Genomic DNA, 19,372 nt, shown 5'->3' with positions numbered 1-19,372 from the left:
AGAGCTATGGGATGGTGAACCCCAAGGAAATTGTGGAGTATGCGTGCAGAAGAATAGTACTTGGAGAAATGTCCCACACGCTTCTTCTGTTCCCGCATGCCCAAGACCAGAGCAACGGTGCCTAATGAGCTTGCTTTCTAAACAACAGCTGTATTCCATGGCGACGAAATCCTGCGAATGAGTGAGTATATGTGAGATATACCCTTAAAACCGAGGGACGGGTACGAGAGTTCAAGGACAACAGTCTTCCATCATCAGTGGTAGTATTTTTTCAACTGTCAGGCACAGTTCTAAAGGGATTGGAGGAACTCAATGAATTGGTCTTTTGATAGCCCAGAGCATATACAAGAATTTATAGTTCATTTAGTCAATGAGTTAGAGGGAATTGGTGAAACAGATTTATTGAGAGAACTTAAAGATTGGAGAGATACTTTCTACACTACATCAACAGAGTATTTCGGAGAACTACTTGTAATAATCAAACAATTGCTAAACAATAAACCTAAATTGTCACGTACTGATATTAAAAATCTAAAAAGGCTAATGTTAACTCTTGAGGATGTTTTTCGTGGCTGAGAGTATTTAGCCAAAGTGTAGAGACATTGCTAACGGGTACGATAGTTAAATTCCAATCAAGCTGCGATTACGAAAACCGGATTCCCATGTAGGAGTAAAGGGGCCGGTTTTTCATGCAATGAATTGCTTAGCGTACGATTATTTTCGTTTCGTGAGGCGACCCCTCTTTAGGCAGTTTAGCGATATGTAGACTGCGTATGTTCTTGAATGGATTCCTGGCCAAGACGAGGAAACATTCTCGATTCTTATCGACAATAAAATGATAATTTGTATTCGAGATCGCTTCACCTTGGAGCTGGTGGGAGCAGGGCAACTTATTCCCTTACAGGAGTATAAACAAAGAAAGATTGAGTAGGATCAGACAACAGCATGAGGCTGCCGCGGAATTGATTGGCAGCCTTGCTGCAGCGTTACACTATGGGTTCCGGCATTCCCGATATTCGAACTCGTCGATTTTGCCCGACGTTAGGAGATAATATATGGTCGCTTCTTTATGATATGAAGTTTGTCTCGATATGCGGTTGTTGCGCTGCAGAATATCAGAGTAGCGGGCCGGATAATCATAGTGCACAAGATGATTTGCCGCCGTAACGTCGAGACCGGTGTTGGCGGAATCCGTAATAAGCAGAACGGTGGATTCCGGGATTTTATTAAATCTGTCAATCATCTCATTGACCTCATGGATGGAAAGCTGTGTCGTAATAATAAGAACGCCCTTGATGTCCTCGTCCGCAGAAAGCTCGTCTAATAACAGGGCGGTGACGGCATTCGATTTGGAGATGACGACCGCCTTTTCCCTTCTGTCACTCACATCTCGGATGATGGACCTCAGCATGTTCATTTTTTGCGGATTCTGGTTGCACATAAGCGCCATTTGCTCTTTAATCGCCATGAGCTGTTTTTTTTCATGAATGGAGGAGGCCCGGATATTTCGCTCGGAAGCCGTAAAGTAATTATTCAAAAGCTTCAAGTATTCGGTTTCATATTCGGGCTCCAAGGATACGACGATCTGTTTTTCAGTAATGTTCATGATATCAGTCATCCTTCCTGCTCTTCTTATTCTTTGAATAATAGCAACGTAACTTATGATACGGTTCTCTCGACGAAACGGCAAGCCTCATAAAATGGAATTTTACAACGCGACGGCAAGAAATATTACCTGGCTAATGAAAAATATACATCGCTGGTGTACTTGCTGAACACATGGTACGCCCTCAAAATGAATTTGGTCGAGGAAGCGCCCGGTTATGAGTGGGACCGGAACGCAAGCGTTTTGTATGGCAGGGGCTGCGGATGATCCAGGAGATACGCGAGACTGGTGTGACTGTCTCCTCATTCCGCGCATCGAACAGCCACTACGCTATGCAGTACAGTATGCGGACGAAAGTACCCGGCTCCATTACAACACGACCGCATAAGAGAAGGCTTTCGGATACTTCAGTACATTGAAGGAAACACGTTATGATAGGCATTCATTGTTAACGGGTACGATAGTAGAATACAGCTATCTTCACCAACTTATTATTTTGGTCAAGAACCCATACATAGTCTGTAGTGCAGGTCGGAATATCATGAGCTCAAACTACAGGTGGTGAATTGTGGTCTCAACGAGGGGGAATCATCAAAGGCATGTTTAGTTTTTTTAAGCGCATATACAAATTTTCCAAGCCTCCGCAAGTCCGTATTTCGATTGAAGAGCAGCTCGCAAATTTGGGTAGAGTAGGCATTACGCTCAAAGTGAATATAGAAATCAGGGACATATTAGATTTCAAAATCAGAGATTATGAGGAACGCCCATACATTCATCTCCTAATGAGTATGGGGAGGGAAAGAGACAGCGTAGAATTTAACAGTGATCTATACCCGACTAACGACGTTTGGTGCTTCGATCGCGAATGTATCGAGGGTCACGGGGATTATGTTCAAGGATTAAAACGGATTGCGGTTATGGTTGAGCCGGCAATAAGCGTTACCGATATTCAGGATTACGTGGATATTGAAGCCGGTGAGGTGTGGGTCGCCTTTAATGCTAACGGTACGAACTATCGCTATTCGCTTTCCGTGCAGGACGATTGGCTGAGTCTCGAAATCTTCACGATCTTTTCTGAATTGCTTGCTGCGAGCGGTAGCAGTAAAAGATTCTTCTTCTCGGATACCGGTAATGAAATATTAGTCGTACTTATTGAACGGAACCAGTTCCATCAATTGAACAAGTTAATAAATATCTTTATCCCTTCTACCCAAGCGTAGATGTTCAGTTCAGTGGATGGTTCAACTATCATGAAAGAACGTATTAACTTTCATGCTCTGTGGTGCAGCAAAAGAGATGCATGGATGGCTAACGGGTACGATACCAAAAGGGCTGCTGCGTGGCAGTCCTTCATTCCACTAAAAGGCAGCATTCCTATTATGAAGAAATACGAGGTTTGAGAAACAAAAAGACTCCTTGGTATGATGTTAATGGGTCCACGTCGCTGGCCAGCTAACGGATCCAAAAACAAAACCAAGGAGAACTACAAGATGAATTCTACTCAAAATGAACGGATTAATCAAATCACTTATTCTACCTTAATTATCGGTGTAGACATCGCCAAATTCAAACATGTGGCACGAGCACAAGACTACCGCGGAGTCGAACTCGGGAAGCCCATCTCATTTGAAAATAATCGAGAAGGTTTTGAGATATTCGTTAGTTGGTTCCAATAGATTGTGGCAGAGCAAGGGTTCAAGGACGTCATCGTTGGCATGGAACCAACCGGCCACTACTGACTAAACCTTGCTCATTTCCTTCGAGAAAAACAAGTGAAATACGGAGTGGTGAATCCACTCCACGTGAAGAAAAGCAAAGAACTCGACGACAATTCGCCTACAAAGAATGACGTTAAGGACGCAAGAGTGATTGCTCAGTTGGTCAAAGACGGGAGATACGCCGTACCTAGCCTCCCACAAGGCGTGTATGCCGAACTGCGGGAAGCGATGAAAATTCGCGAACACCTTTCAACCGACCTTTGTGTTGTACAAGCGCGCGTCCATAACTGGCTAGATTGGTACTTTCCAGAGTTCCTCACGGTATTTAAAGATTGGGAATGCGTTTCAGCACTTCAAATGCTAAGCCTTCAGCTTCTGCCGCATGAGCTTGTTTCTGTACCTGACGAGACGTTGTTAAAGCATCTGAGAGAAGTTGCAAAGCGTGGGCTTGGTCAAGGCCGCATAAGGAATCTGAAGGCAGCAGCCAGCCGTTCTGTCGGCATAAAACAAGGATCAGAATTAGCCAAGTTGGAGCTGCACTTGTTGTTGACCCAATATGAATTTCTCCATAGTAAGCTTGAAGAGCTGGAAGCAAAGCTAGATGAGCTGTTATTGCAGATCCCCCATGTACAGCAAGTGTTGGCCAATAAAGGGATTGGTAGAGATACCGTCGCTGGGTTTCTAGCAGAGGTAGGAGACATTGGTCAGTACCGTCATCCAAAGCAAATAACGAAGTTGGCTGGATTGAATTTGAAAACAAATTCATCGGGTACACATACAGGACAGACCAGAATAACAAAGAGAGGTCGGAAGCCTCTTCGTGCTCTACTCATTAGAGTGATGATGCCGTTGGTTGCTAAAAATGCAGCCTTTCGAGCGTTGCACGAGTACTACACCAAAAGGTCGATAAATCCGTTGAAGAAGATGCAGTCTCTCATTGCGTTATGTAACAAATTTATTCGCATCCTATTCGGCATATTGAAGAAGGGGCATGAGTTTAAGGAAGAGAAGATGATGCAGGATATCCCTCGAAATGAAGAATTGACGCAGGCAGCTTAATCAAACGTTTTCCAATGAACATGACCTAAGCGAAAGACTAGATAACAAGAAGCACGGATGAGTCGGAACGGCACTATCCATACGGACGAAGATCCTGTCGGGCAGCATATCTGACCTCCACCTCATGGACAGGTTGAATGAAGGAATGTGGGAGCGTAGACTCTGCGAGATGTGGGAGGGATGACCGCTATGAGCCCATGTGGAGATCCAAAGGTGCAACCATACTTTACCGGAGTAACCACTTTTTACAGAAGGTGGACTAGGTGGATGCTTTTTTGCGCCTTTGCTAATATCAAAAATTTCTTCATCTACAATTACATTCCACTGAAATGTTATCTGCAGTGAGCAAACTAGGACAATATTCTAAGAAAACGTGAGTATTTAAGAGCAAAGTGATTCTCCATAGAGGGAGGATAGTGAAATAACAGGAATCAAGTGAAGGAGCATGGCAGAGCTGCGTAAGGCTTCAGCCTAAACGGGACGGCGCAGGTTGTAGTTAAATTACGATTGTGATAAACTGTACGTAATTTTGATGACGGGAGTTGAACGAATACATGTAGAACTTTCTTGCTGCGAGATCACGAAAAGAACGGACTCAGCTATCGGCTGTGGTTGGTTTATTTCGTCTCTGCAAGAAAGGTCTGCATTTCGTTTGCGCTCCCTATCCGGACAGTCATCCGGCCCCTTGGAATGGGGCCGGATTTCCTCGTATGGATCAGAGTCGCAAGAAAGCACCTTTCTTGCGGCTCTTTTTATTTCCATACGAAAGGATGATCGCCATGCCCGCGATACAGGTATCCAATCTTACTTTTGCCTATCCAGGTAGCTATGACCTTATATTCGAAAATGTTCATTTTCAAATCGATACAGACTGGAAGCTGGGGTTTACAGGGCGAAACGGTCGGGGGAAAACGACGTTCTTTAACCTGCTGCAGGGGAAATACGAATACAGCGGCACGATCTCCGCACCGGTCGCTTTTGATTATTTTCCGTTTCCCGTCGAACATCCGGAATATTTGACCGTCGACGTCATCGAAGAGCTCGTGCCAGGCTATGAGCGCTGGAAGTTGATGCGCGAACTGAACCTGCTTAAGGTTTCGGAAGACGTGTTGTACCGGCCATTCGAATCGCTGTCCCAAGGCGAGCAGACGAAGGTACTGCTGGCCGTGCTGTTCATCCAGGACAATCGATTTCTGCTCATCGATGAGCCGACCAATCATCTCGACTTTCACGCACGAAAGCTTGTTGGCGATTATCTGAATACGAAACGCGGTTTTATTCTTGTTTCACACGATCGGGCATTTCTCGACCGCTGCGTCGATCATATTCTATCGATCAACAAAACGAATATCGAAATCCAAAAAGGCAGCTTCTCCAGCTGGTGGACGAACAAAACTCGCCAGGATACGTTCGAATTGGCACAAAACGAAAAGTTGTACAAAGACATACAGCGTTTATCGACTTCTGTCAAACGCACGAGCGGCTGGTCTCACGAGATCGAAAAATCGAAAAACGGCACACGAAACTCCGGCTCCAAGCTGGACAAGGGATACGTCGGTCACAAAGCAGCAAAAATGATGAAACGCGCGAAATCCATCGAGCAGCGGCAAAACGCCGCTGTAGAGGAGAAGTCGAAACTGCTCCGAAATATCGAACAGTCAGAAAGCCTTGTGATCTCTCAGCTCGCATATCCCAAATCCGAACTGGTCGTGCTGGATCACGTCACGATTTACTACGGGGAAAGACCGGTTTGCGAGAACGTTGGTTTGACGATCGAACAAGGGGATCGGATCGCAATTTCAGGTCCAAACGGTTCGGGCAAGTCTAGCTTGCTCCGCCTGCTCAACGGCGAGGCGCTTCACTATACAGGCACGTTTTGGCTGGAGCCGCAGCTTCGCGTTTCCTATGTATCTCAGAGTACCTCTCATCTGCGAGGATCACTTTCCGATTATGCAGCAGAGCATGGAATCGACGAAAGCTTATTTAAGGCCCTATTGCGTAAGCTTGATTTCGCCCGCATCCAGTTTGAGAAGGATATTTCGGCGTTTAGCGGCGGGCAGAAGAAGAAGGTTCTGATCGCGAGAAGCCTATGCGAAGAGGCTCATCTGCATATTTGGGATGAACCGCTCAACTTTGTCGACGTGATTTCCCGGATGCAGATTGAAGAGCTGCTGCTTGAGTACGCGCCGACCATTGTGTTCGTGGAGCATGATCGGGAATTTCACGACCGTGTCGCCACGAAAACGATTGAACTCGGTGGGGGTTAGATTTATGCAAAGTGACTAGGAGTTAAACATGATTTCAACGGCAGAAAGCTTTACAAACAACTTTTTATGAAAAGGGGGGAGATTTAACTAACGGGTACGATAGCTAAATAAACACTGAAAAAGGCAGCCGTTAGTCGGCTGCTTTTCTCAACTAACGGGCAGGATAGTTCCAACATGTGTTAATATTAATGTCTGAAGACCACTAAATAAACACGGGGAATCCCAGGTGATTTGAATGAGTTTAACACATGAGTTTTTTCTTAGAAGAAAAAGTTGAATTATCAGATGATATTATCCAGTACATGATGGATTTCTTGAACTGGATGCCCTCATATAACCCAGAAACTAAAGAAAGTGGTCATGGATTGGCTTACCATGGACTAACCGTTATTCATAAAACAGGAGCTGAGAAGCTAATAAGGGTATTAGACAAGTGGCTAAAATTAATCGATGAAGCACCAGACACATTTAGCTATAGAGGAGATATCATTTGGAAAGAAGAGGAGAACGGAGAAGGTTACTGGGAACAGACAAGGAATAGGATGAAAAAAACAACTGAACTGAGCGGTTCTGTGAGAAGTTTTAACGACGAATGGATTTGAGGGACTTCTCTAAACGACTTAATTATTATTTTAGGAGGGAACAACATGGAAGTTTTTGCAGAATATTTAGCACATATTGATAACCCGCAACATCGGGGCCGAACGGAAGAAGTTTTGACTTGGGTAACTAAGAAATTCCCAAATTTAATGCCGAAAATTGCGTGGAATCAGCCTATGTTTAGCGATCATGGCACATTTATTATTGGCTTTAGCGTAGCCAAACATCATTTGGCTGTTGCCCCTGAAAGGGCAGGGATTAATCATTTTTCTGATGACATTGTGCAGGCAGGCTATGATCACAGCAAGGAGTTGGTACGTATCCAGTGGGATAGTCCGGTTGATTTCTCATTACTTGAGAAAATGATCGAGTTTAATATTTTGGATAAGGAAGACTGTTCGACTTTTTGGCGGAAATAGAAAAAATAGGATAGACCTTAGAGGCTCATATTTGCGTTTTAAGGCCTTTTGATGCCCCGACGATCGGTTGCCGTTTCCGTTGAAGTAAGAGGCAGTTTAGTTCAATAAGGGTATTGCCATGAAAATAATGAATATTAGGGATTGGATTCTTGAAGTTGATGTTGAAAGAACCAAAGATTTTTACCAAGCATACCATCAAATCATCGAAGACTGTAGCCTGTGACATTCATCAAAAAAAAAGCCTTTGGAATAAAATCCAAAGGCTTTTTGTATGACTATTTTTTTCGATAACTTATTCAACATCATAACAATTCATAAAGAAAAAGTCTATACTTTCGGTAAAATTTTATTTACTATTGGGTTGCCGGCAAAAACTTTAAAAAATGGAGTGTTGTTCAATGGACATTACTTGCCACCTAGATCAAGCTAATTTACAGGATTATATGGGGAAGGTTTTTGGTACCGGTTATTTAGTTGATAGTGTATCGAAAATGCATGGCGGTGCACAAAAGGTGGTCTACAAGATCGACTGCAGCAATGGATTTTCCTGCGTTTTGTATGTGTGGGATCTTACCATGAATTATTTTCAAGAAGAAATAGCAAACAAAGATATAAATGAACAATCTTATGGAAGTGATCTATTTGAATTAATCAACAAATATTTAACGCAACATGGAATTCAGACCCCCTCTCTTTATGATCTGAATAAGGAAAGAAACCGTTACCCTTTTGATTATGCACTCGTTGAATATCTAGATGGACATAAGGCAAAAGTCTATTTCAATCATTCCGATTCACGAGTTCAAGATAAAGTGTTTCAGCGGTTGGGGGATATGCTTACAGGCATGCATACCAACAAAAGAAATATCTACGGGAAACCAAATCATAGCGGGATCAACACTGAAAATTGTCATCACTTGCAAATGGAAAATGCAAAAGTGCAGTTATCTTATGCCTCCCAACATATTGAGAGCATCGGGTCCAATCAAAGCAAACTGCTCGATACTTTGTATTTGCTTGAATCAAGAATTATACCTAGAATGCAGTATGGGTTTATTCACGGGGAACTGGGTCCTGACCATGTTTTGGTTAATAACAAACTAGAACCCTTTTTGATCGATATCGAAGGGGCTATGTTCTTTGATATTGAGCATGAACACAGTTTTTTAGAGTTACGGTTTGGGGATTTTTATCGGTATCTAAAGAAAGATACTCTCGATCCTAACAGGATGTTGTTCTATCGATTCCACCACCATATATCGTTAATCTCGGGTGGTTTGAAGCTGCTTCATAGAGGATTTCCAGATCAACAATTTGCAAAAGACCTAGCCGATCATCATTCCCAATGTGCATTACGATTTATTGAAGGTTTTAATATACAATAGACGTTGACAATCCGAACTATGCACCTGGTCGTTCAGCTAACGGGTACGATAGCTGAATAAAAGCAGTTATTTTCCAATTGAGACTAACATGAACTGTATCAAAATAATTGGGGATGCGGTCAATAATTTTTGGGATTGGCTAAAACTTATAAAGGATTTGTTGTTAAGCTAAACCAGCTAATATTCTGTCAAGTCAAGATTTCCAGAGAGAATTTGATTAAAAGTATGTTATAGTGAAAAGTGAACATGCGAAATAACCTACCATTTAAATGGAGGGCATTACCTTGGTTTATTTTATTTTTAATCGGCAATATGAACAAGGTTTGACACGGAGCCTCTTGGGAATTCTCCTTTGAGATAAGGTGTTGATCATAATTATGCATCATGGATAGGGTACCTTGGGAGTCACCTTTTTGCCGCACCACAATGCGACGGAATGAAGGTTCATCTTGGGGATCGACAACAATACGGAAACATAAGCTTTCCCGTACGATCAGTTTTTCTAGAGGTTAAATGTATAGTGAAATTATGTATACTTATGTCTTCACTGGTTTCAATTTATGTTTGAAGAATGATTTGAATTTCTGTCAATTGTAGGGCTACTATGTTTGAGTCTTAATAGAAGTGTATATTCCGTATCAAGCCCCAAGTGAGCAGGAGAAGACCTATCCTGTTTTAATGGGGTTTTTTTCTCGCATCTCAAGCCCGGTACCAAGGTGGAGGCTTCTTATTACTTTTCTTCCGATGTCACACGTGAAAAATATGAAAATTTAATACTAATAATAACCGTTCGAGATTGCGATAAATGAGCATTACTAAGAGGGGGCGCTACATCATATGAAGAAAAGCTTCAAGTTCAAGCGCAGCGGGGTTTTGACGTTCTTGTTGGCAGCATTTGTCATTACATCAGTTTTTGTTCTGATCGGTAAATTTGGAAAGGAAGACATTCTGTTAAAAACAGGGAACTATAGCTATAGTCATGCTCCTGATGGAGGGAACTCTCCTGATTTAAGAGCGGCCGGGGTCCTATCCTCGGCAAATGGCGCGTTGTTCGATGGAGCCCCGGCTTACACAGGCTGGATGGGAAGCGCGACTTCTCCCGGGACTGTGAATGTGGTTATTGATCTGTTGAAGGATTACCCCTTGGAACAGATCCGAGTAGTGCTGAATTCACCGAACAAATATTGGGGATTTAAAGATATTACCGTAAAGTATCGTCCCGAATCGGCAACGGGTTATTACAATGCTGCCAGTCATGCAAGAACGGGAACCGATTTGAACTACTCGGTAACCATCCCGATGTCAAATAAGTCGGCCAGATTTATCATACTGAACATTAGTCGTACCCACTCTTATCAACATATTCCCCTGACTGAAGTTGAAATTTATAGAGGTACAGGCACCGAAGGACAAAATGATAGACCCGCTCTTACTGTGGAAAAATTGAAAGCCGAACTGAAGAAGGAAGCTCTGCTGGCGGACAAATACGGTCAATGGATGAATGAAACCTGGCCGGGAAAGGTTACATCCGACGGGCAGTTGCAGCAGGAATATACAGATGAGGCCGCTGCCTTGGCGAATGTTTCACTTGATCTCACAAAATATGATCAGTATGGAGGGATTAAAAGCTTAGGAAAGCACCTCAGCACCGGATATTTCAGGCTTCAAAAAAATGACGGCAAATGGTGGTTTATTACACCGGACGGATATCCCTTTATTGTAAAAGGGGTGGATGCAACAAGTATCTGGGAGTATGGATATAAGACGCCGATCCTGAAAGAGGACGGTACCCCCAAGCAGATTTTTGAGGAACTGCCCGATCGGACCGCTTACGCTCCCGCATACACCAGAGATGCCAACGGCGAATACGTCAGCTTCGTCATCGCCAATGTCATGAAAAAATACGGAAGCGGATATGAGTCGAAATGGGAGGATATCACGAAAAAGCGCTTGATCCAGTGGGGCTTTAACACCTTCAGCAAATGGACTAAACCGAGAAACATCGCGTTTCCATACATTCAAGTGCTGCAAGACCCCCCGAGTTTGAGTAGGATAAAATGGACGTACGACGTCTTTGATCCGCAGAGCAGGCCCATCATCGAGAACGCGCTAAAGACAAAGCTTCAGAATGCGAGATACAGCAAGTGGTTGATCGGCTATACCTACGATAATGAAGCCGGCTGGAATAAGGAAATCGTAAAACAGGTGCTGACGTATTCTTCGGCATCTCCGGCGAAAAGCACATTCGTAGATTTTCTTGCGCCGAGATACAATCGCAACCTCGGGGAGATCAACCGGATTCTGGGGACGAACGCTGTATCGTTTGACGCTTTGAAAGACACCCCGATCGATATTGTAAAAGTTCCCGCGGTTGATGTGTCGGAGTATATCAGGCTGGCATCCAGAACCTATTACTCCATGATCAGGGAGATTATCAAAAAATACGATCCGAACCATCTGTTCTTGGGTACGTCTGTCGTTCCTACCTGGCGAACCAGCTTGGATTGGGATCTAGCGGCTATGGAGTTTGTCGATGCCTTCTCCGTAGACAGTTATACAAGGGATGGAAGTTGGATTTCGAGATACGAAGCTTATGGAAAGCCGGTATTGAATCTGGAACATTCATTCGGCTCTACCGAACGCGGGCTTTCCAATATCAGGACGGCTACTATGACAATAAGCATAGGGGAGCGAGGAAGAGCTTATCAAGCTTTTGCGAAAAGCCAGGCCGCACATCCGTTGTTTGTCGGCTCAGGCTGGTTTTCGTACTACGATCAGCCGGTTACCGGGCGTCCGGACGACGAGAGCTACAACGTCGGCCTGGTCAATCAGCAGGATCAGCCGTATACGGATATGGTTAAGATCATGAAGACGGCACATGCCAGTTTGGAAAATGTCCACCGTAATGGAGGGGGTATCCTTCCTTTGCAAGTCCCAACTCCAGTCAGGATAGAAGCCGAGAAATACAGCTCGCAAATGGGTGCTTCGACCCACAATTTGTCGGAAATCGAGACAGGGCTGAGAATCGGTTCATTGCAGCCCGGAGACTGGGCAGCTTACAGCGACGTCAATCTGACGGGGATGCGCAGCATCGATTTCAGGGTCGCCTCCGCCAGTTCAGGTACGATGAGGATACGGCTGGGAAGCCCCACGGGTACCATTATAGGAACGTTTAAAGTCACTTCCACAGGCGGATGGCAGAACTGGATCATTTCTAATGTTCCGATCACACCAACCGTCGGCACGCAAAATATATACTTCACCTTTGATGGCGTTGCGGGTGAGGCGATCGGAACTATCGACTATTTTGAAATCAAACCGCAATGAAACGAATAGGCGAAACAAACGATTGTCCCGGAGGCTATGCCGGGGCTTTTCGGATGTCGGATGTCGCACGACAAGAACATTAGCCCATTAATATCCTTGTAAACATGAACAACTAGAACTTGTACCGGTGGTCTATAAGTGACAAGAGCTTTTACGATTCTCGACGACCTAGAAGATGTAGCTCAACGGGCAGGATACGATAATGCACCAGGTCAAAAAATAGTATTATAATTTTGTGTGGAAATATTAGTTTTTCCAGTAAGTGGGGTAAAATGATAATAATAAATCACTTTGACACTAAACTCTCAAGCCGATATGAGGAGCTTGACTCAAACCAAGATGGGAATAAGAATACTCAATTTGCTGACATTATTGTTGATGGCAAATCGATATACAATAGACTCAGGAAATATGACATGGTCCCCGCATTAGGCTGGGGCACTAGTGATAATCAACGGCAAATGATTGATTATTTTCTTTTAAGGCAACCCCACGAACATTTGTACTGTAGGTATCCCATTTTAGTCTGTCCTTTGTGTGGAGATGAGGAATGTGGATTTATTTCAGTTAAGATTGATAAAGAGGGGGATATTGTCATCTGGAGAGATTTTATATTAGAAGGTGAGAATAAAAAAATAGACATAGGCCCTTTCTATTTTAAATGGGATAATTATTCCACGGCAATTAACAACACCTATGGCCTTACGGACGATAATTCTAATTAATCATTGAGCTAACGGGTATGTTTAGAGTTATTTACATTTTGCTTCAAAGAAAAGACCATCCTTTGCACAGGATGGTCTTTCTTCAAAACTTGCTGTTACAGACAGTGCGGTGAACCGTATACAAATAATGGTAATTCATACGGTTGTCTGTGCAGGGTAAAAGTCTGGCTCATTTTTATCCGCATACAAATACGACTTTACATCATGACCAACAAATGCTTTCCAAATGATGAGGTTATAGGGATAGCTCCAATCGATCTCGTAGCCCCCAAACATCTCGTGTAGCCGGTTGTTGTTAAAAAGGATGGAGCCCTTTTGATCAAAAGCGACCCCGTCGACCCATAGCATCCGATCGTCAGACACAAAATCATGGAATGTATGGCTGGAAGGTGTATAGATGCCTATTCCCTTTCCTTCCAGCATGGTGTAGAAGACATTTCCTTTATTATCCGCGTGCATCCCATCGGTGGTCGTGCGCTTGCTGCCAATGGCCCTTACTGCCTTGCGGATTTCTTCTAACGGCGTATTAAAGTTTCGTAACAGTGAAGTATCAAGTGCATATAGATTTCGCCCTGTGACCTGACAGTAATACAAAGTGGAACGATCCGCGGATAAGGCGATGCCGTCAGCTCCGATTCGAAGAGGTTTATCCTTGAATACCGGCTTATAGTCAATTTGAAAATGAAAATCGGGAAAATCCTGTGTACTGTAATGGCGATCGAGCACCCGTCTGAGTGTTCTCGTCCTCATGTTGTACACAATGATTCCGCCGTCAAGCGGGCGATCCGGCCAACCGCAACCGGAATCGGTAATATAGACAAAACCGTTCTTATTGTCCACGACCAAATCATTTAAAAAAGATGTCCCGTACGGCGCAATCTCATTTGGGATGATTATAGAGTCGATCATCCGGTTGGTATTCAAATCCCAGACGACCAGCTTCTGCGACCCTACCGGAGAAGGTGCGTAGGCGATCTTCCCTTGATCCAGCAGCCACATCCGGTTATATTCATCGATTTCATAACCAAGTACGGATTGAAGGACATTGACATTCCCCGCTTGATTCCATTCCCAACTAGGGAAGGCCTCCAAGAGCGGTTTTCCGTCTTTGATAATGATCCGATTCATAGTGGAAGGGATGCCATAGGCCCAGCGGGGCACTGAAACGAAATAATGGCCTTGCTGGTCGACTTTTACTCCGGCAGGCATCGCTTTTTTCCAATATTGATTGGCTTCAAATTCCTGCTTCATCCTTAGGTCAGGAAAATTCCAATCCAATCGGTTCCAATGGAAGATCATTTGATAGCGTCCTATTGGATTGACTTCTCTTGAAACGGGATTCTGCAGCTTGTGAAACGGTTGTCGATAAGAGGACTGCTGACGGAGAATCTGCCCATTATGGTTCTGTATCATATATAGCCTCCCACTGTAGGTTAACAATCATGATCATCACCTGATCTTATAGATATATGCCTATAGCGGAAGATGGTGCGGGTTCAAGTCCAAGCATGCACAGCCTTCATGTATGTCTTTATATTGAAACTTGCCGTTATATACAACACGGGGACCGTACCAAAAGTCATTGAATGCTAATGGGAGTTGAAAAACACATTGATGAGCAGGCGCTGCGGTGACCTGCTCATTTTATATTAAACGGAGTTTATTTTTGTTACTATTAGCCTTCGAATTCCTCAGCCGGATTCACATGAGCATGATCCTCTTCATTGTCCCGAATCGTTTTCTGAAGAACAAGGCAAGCAACGATTAGAAATGCACCGGCGATAGAATAGTAGCCTTTCACATATAAAGGCTCTTCAAGTGTGAAGATGCCGATATATTGTGCGAGAATTGCGATAATAAAGCCGGCCCATGCCATGAACGTGAAAGCGGAGGTGTTGCGACTTCTGTGGCCTGGATTGTAGTCCTTAAGATATTGATCTTCGTCATTATCACGTGCTATCTTCTGGAGAAGGAAGGAGGTGATGATCAAGAGTACGCCGGTTACCGCATAATATCCCTGTACGGACATTGGCTGCTTCAGTGTATAGATGCCGATAAACTCGAAGCTGCAGGCGATGATAAATGCGGCCCATGCCATGAAGGTATAGGTCGGTGTATTGCGACGACGATAAAAACTAGCTGGCTTGCGAAGGTGTATTATATCCATTTTTTCCATTTGAGTTGCCTCCCGAATCGAGTTAAATGATCGTTCTTGATGTCTTAAATTTACAGCTTATTGGAATTGTGGAATAGTACTAACTTTTTATAGTACTAGGTACTAGGCGTAGGCCGTATTAATATTTGCAATATGAAACATGTAATATGATTTAGGGTGATCTCATGTCTAAAAAAGAAGACTTAAACTCCTTATTTAGGGAAACTGTTTTTGAATTTGTAGTTGGGGATTTTGAAAAGATTAAAACAAAACTGATAGAAGAATTAACAATCGAAGATATAAGAGAAGAACTAAACAATTGGGGCAAGCTCACTCATCCACCTGATTTTGCTTATAGAGATATCAATTATATTTAATATAAGGAATAAGCTTGTTAGAAACATTTCATTGGTATCCGCGTCTAACTTAGAAATAACATCAAGGCTTCATGGAAGGTGACCAGAATGAAGAAGTTTATCGCAGCATGCGCCATAATTGGTGTGATGTGTTTTAGTTCGTCGGCTCTTGCGGCCGAAGATATCAGCATTGAGTTGAAGAATAAAAAGCTGCAAACCGACAACACGCCCGTTATGGTCCAAGGCAGGGTGTTGGTTCCGCTTCGCGCTGTCTCAGAATCGCTTGGCGCGTCGGTCGAGTGGAAACAACAACAGAAAACCGCTATCGTTACCAAGTGGTCAAAGAGAGCTTCGCTGACTATCGGGAAAAAGACCGCACTGGTTGAGAATAGTGCCGCTGGTGAGACATTCGACGTTCCATTGGATGTTACGGTCAGAACCATCGATAATCGCGTATATGTCCCTTTGCGATTCATTTCACAGCAGCTCGGCTACAAGGTGGACTACAAAAACAATACCGTCTCTATCAAGTCGCCGCTCAGTGAGAATTATTTCGCAAAGCTCTATTCGGGTGACTTGTCGACAAGCAGGCAAATTGCGATAAGCATAAACGGTCCATACGGAGATCGCAATTTTGAACACCCGCCTTTACAAACCTTGCACCCTTACCACGATCACAGCACGGCCTTTCTGTTTCCTGAGGGAGAGGCGCTTCGGTTTTTCACGATCGAAGGAAATGAGACCGTAACATTTTTTGAGCATAAGGATGATTTTCTCGTCGCTACTTGGCAGGCTCATTTACAAGACATAGAAGGCAACGCCATTCAACAGTTATTTGCGGATCAGCTAAAGGACAGCACAGGACCGACACCAAAAATCAAAAAGCCCTTTCTCTATTACTACTATGTGCCTTACGGGAATACGGTCCATCGATTAGGCCGCATCGATGTCGATGGAAAGTATACAGAAACTGGATACAAAAGCGTGAACGGAGATCTGACGCATTCTTTTGGAACGATTTCGCTAGTGCTGCCGAATGAGATCCGGCAGGAAAACGTAACAATACCGAAAAATTTACATCCCCAGCATGTGTCATAAAGGCTAAGTGATTCAACTAACGGGTACGATAGTTAAATAACAGAATGGCTGCCCTATCGTGGCAACCATTCGCTCAGCTAACGGGCAGTATACTAGAGCAGAATTACTTTTCAATAGCAGAGTTTTTTATAATGAAGAAATATAGAAAAGAAGGAATTGGTAAAGCAGTAGCCAAACAAATATTTAATTTGCACAAGGGGCAATGGGAAGTTTATCAACTAGAAAGCAACAAACCGGCTCAGATATTTTGGAACAAGACCATTGATGAATACACTCAAGGACGCTGCTTCGTGGCAGCTCCTCTTTTAGTTATTGAAGTAACATCCACAGGCTTATGAGATCGTTAGTGAGTTTATTCGAATAAGTAGGTGCATATAGTGGATAAATATTCCAGTGTGGAGAGGTGTCATATGTTTGAATGTGAACTTATTAGCAAAAAAGATATTATTTTAGCTGGGTTTAGTTTCTCGGGACCATTCCCACAATCTTTTCCTGCCGAAGCTGTTAAAGTACAGCAACGACTTGGAAGCAGAAAATCTGAATTTCCACCATCAGTTAATACGAGAATGCTATTTAGTCCGTATTCCGTGTGTGATTCAATAGCTACTTATTGGGCGTGCTACGAGGTGCAGGAAGGTGACCCGATTCCGGAGGGGATGGTTACCTTCAAGCTTCCAGGTCATTCTTATGCAAAAGTTAATTGCACCAACAAAAAAATTGGTGATGGGTACCGAGAGGTATTTAACTGGATACAAAAGAACAATTACATCCAGCTCAAAGACGCTTGGTCTATAGAATTATTTTATATTGAGGATACAGAAGAAGAGCTGGTTGAGATCTTGATACCCGTAGAATAATTGTTTTCGAAAGTGGAGCTATTATGCTAACGGGAACGATAGTGCTTCGTTCACGAATAGTTTCTTAAAAAACAATTCTGAAAGGATACTGGACATGAACAATAGCAATCAATTGCTAGGAGCATTTAAGATTTTGTTTGTTAATGACAAGAATAAAGCAGTACATTATTATACGTCAGTGCTTGGATTTAAAGATGCAGGACATGGATGTTTTGAACGTGAGGGAGCGTGGATTATTTTACATGAGAACAAGTCTGAAGGGGCTGTGAGACCAAATCATCTTGTTGATGGTTGGTCAGCGGATGTGTATGTAGCAGTTAAGGGAATTGAAACTATTTATAACGAATTTGCGAGTAAAGGTGCAAACATCGTCAAAGAGTTAAGAAAAGAAGAAACAGGGATGAGGGAATTCATTATTAATGACATGGATGGTTATTGGCTTGTGTTTGGAGAATATGTAGGATAAAGTCGTTAACCTCCCTAACGGGAACGATAGTGCAATGATAACAGGCTGCCGATATTCGGCAGCCTGTTCAGCTAGAAGGGTAGTTATGCGTAAATAAGGCACAAAAAAATAACTGTATATTAATACATTATTGTGTATAATTATTGAAAAAAGGGGGTGACATGAGAACATATTTAAGATCCGAAACATAACAACTGTATTTTATAAATACATAAATCTACGAAAGTGGTGAGCAAGTTGAATCATCATATATTGTCTTTAAAAGAACTCGACAAGGATACTTTGTTTTCAATAATTCAAAAAGGAATTGAGATTAAACAAAACCCTAAAGATTTTTATCAAGCATGTGAAAGAAAAGGTCTTCTTCTGCTTTTCCAAAAAACTTCGACCAGAACCAATTTGTCTTTTCAGTCAGGCATTAATCAAATGGGCGGTTATGCTGTAACTATGGATTGGAATTCGAGTAATTTCAGCCTCTCACCAATACAATATGAAGTCCGTTACGCATCAAGGAACTGTATGTTATTATGGCTAGGTTAAAGAAGAATTCTGATTTACTTGAGTTAGCTAAATACTCTAATGTTCCAGTTATAAATGGATGTTGTGATAAGTACCATCCCTGTCAGGCATTAGCTGATTTGATGACTATATACGAAGTAAAAGGAAATTTTGCAGGTGTGACTGTAACATATGTAGGGATTCATAATAACGTTGTAAATTCACTGATAGCAGGTTGTGTCACATTGGGCATTAAACTTTTATTAGTCACCCCAATAATTAATGAAGCTTCTTGGGATGAAGAACTTATGCAGAAAGCTTATCAGAGTGGGTATATTGAGAATCTTAACAATTTATCCGAGGCTATAAAGAGGTCTGATTTTATATATACGGACACCTGGGTTGACATGGAATACTTTCAGGATATTAATTATCAAGTGGAGAAAAATAGAAGGATTCAGATAATGATGCCTTTTCAGATTAATAAGAATAATCTGGATGGGTGTTCCCCTTACATTATGCACGATATGCCAATTCATCCTGGCTTTGAAATAGAAGAGGATTTGATTGAATCTGAGAACTCTGTTATCTATAAACAAGCTGAGAATAGGATGCATGTTCAAAAAAGCTTGTTATTGCATTTATGTAAAACCTAGGTATTCAACTAACGTACGATAGCGGAATATGGAAACGGTTAAACACCCTTATTGTGGACACTGCACCTCTTATTTAATAAGGATCAAAGTATTGCTTTGAAATGCTCCCATTTGCTCGCAAATGGATGTTTTGAACAAAGACGAGCTGTTCCTGCATTATATGCCCCGCGTACAAGCGCA

20 protein-coding genes and 2 pseudogenes are annotated in these 19,372 nt (G+C 42.8%); 18 read left to right on the top strand and 4 right to left on the bottom strand.

The genetic code is table 11. The features are described from left to right. Positions 1-312 precede the first annotated feature (312 nt). Positions 313-576, top strand: coding sequence for a hypothetical protein (locus ASG81_RS23065; protein ID WP_056639776.1), 264 nt, complete (start codon positions 313-315; stop codon positions 574-576). 415 nt (positions 577-991) lie between these two features. On the opposite strand, the gene ASG81_RS23060 is transcribed toward ASG81_RS23065, so the two are convergent. Beyond that, complete coding sequence (locus ASG81_RS23060; RefSeq protein WP_235548990.1) at positions 992-1,606, bottom strand: helicase-related protein; 615 nt, start codon at positions 1,604-1,606, stop codon at positions 992-994. A 217-nt stretch (positions 1,607-1,823) separates the two neighbouring features. On the opposite strand from ASG81_RS23060, the gene ASG81_RS31305 reads away from it, so the two are divergent. The 10 genes and pseudogenes from ASG81_RS31305 to ASG81_RS23020 all read left to right on the top strand — a co-directional run bounded on the left by ASG81_RS31305 (position 1,824) and on the right by ASG81_RS23020 (position 13,106). Next, positions 1,824-1,994, top strand: coding sequence for a hypothetical protein (locus ASG81_RS31305; protein WP_155971816.1), 171 nt, complete (start codon positions 1,824-1,826; stop codon positions 1,992-1,994). Between the two features lie 211 nt (positions 1,995-2,205). Continuing rightward, the gene (locus tag ASG81_RS23055; protein WP_056639770.1) at positions 2,206-2,826 is read left to right on the top strand and encodes a hypothetical protein; all 621 of its coding nucleotides are present in this window, start codon (positions 2,206-2,208) and stop codon (positions 2,824-2,826) included. A gap of 30 nt (positions 2,827-2,856) precedes the next feature. Further along, positions 2,857-3,006: a hypothetical protein gene (locus ASG81_RS31300; protein ID WP_155971814.1), complete on the top strand. Its 150-nt coding sequence runs from the start codon at positions 2,857-2,859 to the stop codon at positions 3,004-3,006. 90 nt (positions 3,007-3,096) lie between these two features. Beyond that, positions 3,097-4,383 (top strand): annotated as a pseudogene (locus tag ASG81_RS23050) (IS110 family transposase). A gap of 779 nt (positions 4,384-5,162) precedes the next feature. Next, entirely contained in the window at positions 5,163-6,650 is a 1,488-nt protein-coding gene (gene abc-f / locus ASG81_RS23045) for a ribosomal protection-like ABC-F family protein (RefSeq protein ID WP_056639767.1), read from the top strand. 248 nt (positions 6,651-6,898) lie between these two features. Beyond that, positions 6,899-7,252: a hypothetical protein gene (locus ASG81_RS23040; protein WP_056639764.1), complete on the top strand. Its 354-nt coding sequence runs from the start codon at positions 6,899-6,901 to the stop codon at positions 7,250-7,252. Between the two features lie 45 nt (positions 7,253-7,297). Then, complete coding sequence (locus tag ASG81_RS23035) at positions 7,298-7,669, top strand: iron chaperone (protein ID WP_056639762.1); 372 nt, start codon at positions 7,298-7,300, stop codon at positions 7,667-7,669. A 443-nt stretch (positions 7,670-8,112) separates the two neighbouring features. After that, positions 8,113-9,054 carry a phosphotransferase gene (locus tag ASG81_RS23030; protein ID WP_056639784.1) on the top strand — a complete coding sequence of 314 codons (942 nt, stop codon included), beginning with the start codon at positions 8,113-8,115 and terminating at the stop codon, positions 9,052-9,054. A gap of 837 nt (positions 9,055-9,891) precedes the next feature. Further along, entirely contained in the window at positions 9,892-12,381 is a 2,490-nt protein-coding gene (locus ASG81_RS23025) for a carbohydrate-binding protein (RefSeq protein ID WP_056639760.1), read from the top strand. Between the two features lie 272 nt (positions 12,382-12,653). Then, the gene (locus ASG81_RS23020) at positions 12,654-13,106 is read left to right on the top strand and encodes a hypothetical protein (RefSeq protein ID WP_056639756.1); all 453 of its coding nucleotides are present in this window, start codon (positions 12,654-12,656) and stop codon (positions 13,104-13,106) included. Between the two features lie 135 nt (positions 13,107-13,241). Here ASG81_RS23020 and ASG81_RS23015 read toward each other — a convergent pair whose 3' ends face one another. The 3 genes and pseudogenes from ASG81_RS23015 to ASG81_RS33095 form a co-directional block, all read right to left on the bottom strand. Further along, positions 13,242-14,405: an L-dopachrome tautomerase-related protein gene (locus ASG81_RS23015; protein WP_200961592.1), complete on the bottom strand. Its 1,164-nt coding sequence runs from the start codon at positions 14,403-14,405 to the stop codon at positions 13,242-13,244. A gap of 376 nt (positions 14,406-14,781) precedes the next feature. Beyond that, complete coding sequence (locus tag ASG81_RS33100) at positions 14,782-14,982, bottom strand: YiaA/YiaB family inner membrane protein (RefSeq protein WP_056639779.1); 201 nt, start codon at positions 14,980-14,982, stop codon at positions 14,782-14,784. 60 nt (positions 14,983-15,042) lie between these two features. Continuing rightward, positions 15,043-15,273: pseudogene (locus tag ASG81_RS33095) on the bottom strand (YiaA/YiaB family inner membrane protein); the annotation flags it as partial. A gap of 173 nt (positions 15,274-15,446) precedes the next feature. Between ASG81_RS33095 and ASG81_RS23000 the strand changes: the two are divergent. From ASG81_RS23000 to ASG81_RS22970, 7 genes are all read left to right on the top strand, one after another. Further along, on the top strand, positions 15,447-15,638 hold the full coding sequence (locus tag ASG81_RS23000) for a hypothetical protein (RefSeq protein ID WP_056639754.1): 192 nt from the start codon (positions 15,447-15,449) through the stop codon (positions 15,636-15,638). A gap of 87 nt (positions 15,639-15,725) precedes the next feature. Next, on the top strand, positions 15,726-16,715 hold the full coding sequence (locus tag ASG81_RS22995) for a copper amine oxidase N-terminal domain-containing protein (RefSeq protein WP_056639750.1): 990 nt from the start codon (positions 15,726-15,728) through the stop codon (positions 16,713-16,715). Between the two features lie 131 nt (positions 16,716-16,846). Beyond that, positions 16,847-17,053 carry a hypothetical protein gene (locus ASG81_RS22990; RefSeq protein WP_327205186.1) on the top strand — a complete coding sequence of 69 codons (207 nt, stop codon included), beginning with the start codon at positions 16,847-16,849 and terminating at the stop codon, positions 17,051-17,053. A 72-nt stretch (positions 17,054-17,125) separates the two neighbouring features. Beyond that, the gene (locus tag ASG81_RS22985) at positions 17,126-17,572 is read left to right on the top strand and encodes an effector binding domain-containing protein (protein ID WP_056639747.1); all 447 of its coding nucleotides are present in this window, start codon (positions 17,126-17,128) and stop codon (positions 17,570-17,572) included. 94 nt (positions 17,573-17,666) lie between these two features. Further along, positions 17,667-18,038 carry a VOC family protein gene (locus ASG81_RS22980; protein WP_056639744.1) on the top strand — a complete coding sequence of 124 codons (372 nt, stop codon included), beginning with the start codon at positions 17,667-17,669 and terminating at the stop codon, positions 18,036-18,038. A gap of 237 nt (positions 18,039-18,275) precedes the next feature. After that, positions 18,276-18,578: a hypothetical protein gene (locus tag ASG81_RS22975; protein WP_056639742.1), complete on the top strand. Its 303-nt coding sequence runs from the start codon at positions 18,276-18,278 to the stop codon at positions 18,576-18,578. Further along, complete coding sequence (locus ASG81_RS22970) at positions 18,566-19,192, top strand: ornithine carbamoyltransferase (RefSeq protein WP_056639739.1); 627 nt, start codon at positions 18,566-18,568, stop codon at positions 19,190-19,192. Before ASG81_RS22975 ends, ASG81_RS22970 begins: the two co-directional genes overlap by 13 nt. Positions 19,193-19,372: the final 180 nt, after the last annotated feature.

Source organism: Paenibacillus sp. Soil522 (assembly GCF_001428245.1).
In the GTDB taxonomy this organism is placed as follows: Bacteria; Bacillota; Bacilli; order Paenibacillales; family Paenibacillaceae; genus Pristimantibacillus.
This window is presented reverse-complemented; position numbering and strand designations above follow the sequence as displayed.

Excerpts from the sequence above, each read along its gene's own strand:
- ASG81_RS31305 (WP_155971816.1), top strand. The coding sequence starts at position 1,824 with ATGAGTGGGACCGGAACGCAAGCGTTTTGTATGGCAGGGGCTGCGGAT.
- ASG81_RS22985 (WP_056639747.1), top strand. The coding sequence starts at position 17,126 with ATGTTTGAATGTGAACTTATTAGCAAAAAAGATATTATTTTAGCTGGG.
- ASG81_RS23000 (WP_056639754.1), top strand. The coding sequence starts at position 15,447 with ATGTCTAAAAAAGAAGACTTAAACTCCTTATTTAGGGAAACTGTTTTT.
- ASG81_RS23055 (WP_056639770.1), top strand. The coding sequence starts at position 2,206 with ATGTTTAGTTTTTTTAAGCGCATATACAAATTTTCCAAGCCTCCGCAA.
- ASG81_RS31300 (WP_155971814.1), top strand. The coding sequence starts at position 2,857 with ATGAAAGAACGTATTAACTTTCATGCTCTGTGGTGCAGCAAAAGAGAT.
- ASG81_RS23015 (WP_200961592.1), bottom strand. The coding sequence starts at position 14,405 with ATGATCTTCCATTGGAACCGATTGGATTGGAATTTTCCTGACCTAAGG.
- ASG81_RS22995 (WP_056639750.1), top strand. The coding sequence starts at position 15,726 with ATGAAGAAGTTTATCGCAGCATGCGCCATAATTGGTGTGATGTGTTTT.
- ASG81_RS23020 (WP_056639756.1), top strand. The coding sequence starts at position 12,654 with ATGATAATAATAAATCACTTTGACACTAAACTCTCAAGCCGATATGAG.
- ASG81_RS23040 (WP_056639764.1), top strand. The coding sequence starts at position 6,899 with ATGAGTTTTTTCTTAGAAGAAAAAGTTGAATTATCAGATGATATTATC.
- ASG81_RS33100 (WP_056639779.1), bottom strand. The coding sequence starts at position 14,982 with ATGGCATGGGCCGGCTTTATTATCGCAATTCTCGCACAATATATCGGC.
- ASG81_RS22980 (WP_056639744.1), top strand. The coding sequence starts at position 17,667 with ATGAACAATAGCAATCAATTGCTAGGAGCATTTAAGATTTTGTTTGTT.
- ASG81_RS22970 (WP_056639739.1), top strand. The coding sequence starts at position 18,566 with ATGGCTAGGTTAAAGAAGAATTCTGATTTACTTGAGTTAGCTAAATAC.
- ASG81_RS23025 (WP_056639760.1), top strand. The coding sequence starts at position 9,892 with ATGAAGAAAAGCTTCAAGTTCAAGCGCAGCGGGGTTTTGACGTTCTTG.
- abc-f (WP_056639767.1), top strand. The coding sequence starts at position 5,163 with ATGCCCGCGATACAGGTATCCAATCTTACTTTTGCCTATCCAGGTAGC.
- ASG81_RS23065 (WP_056639776.1), top strand. The coding sequence starts at position 313 with ATGAATTGGTCTTTTGATAGCCCAGAGCATATACAAGAATTTATAGTT.
- ASG81_RS23035 (WP_056639762.1), top strand. The coding sequence starts at position 7,298 with ATGGAAGTTTTTGCAGAATATTTAGCACATATTGATAACCCGCAACAT.
- ASG81_RS22990 (WP_327205186.1), top strand. The coding sequence starts at position 16,847 with ATGAAGAAATATAGAAAAGAAGGAATTGGTAAAGCAGTAGCCAAACAA.
- ASG81_RS23030 (WP_056639784.1), top strand. The coding sequence starts at position 8,113 with ATGGGGAAGGTTTTTGGTACCGGTTATTTAGTTGATAGTGTATCGAAA.
- ASG81_RS23060 (WP_235548990.1), bottom strand. The coding sequence starts at position 1,606 with ATGAACATTACTGAAAAACAGATCGTCGTATCCTTGGAGCCCGAATAT.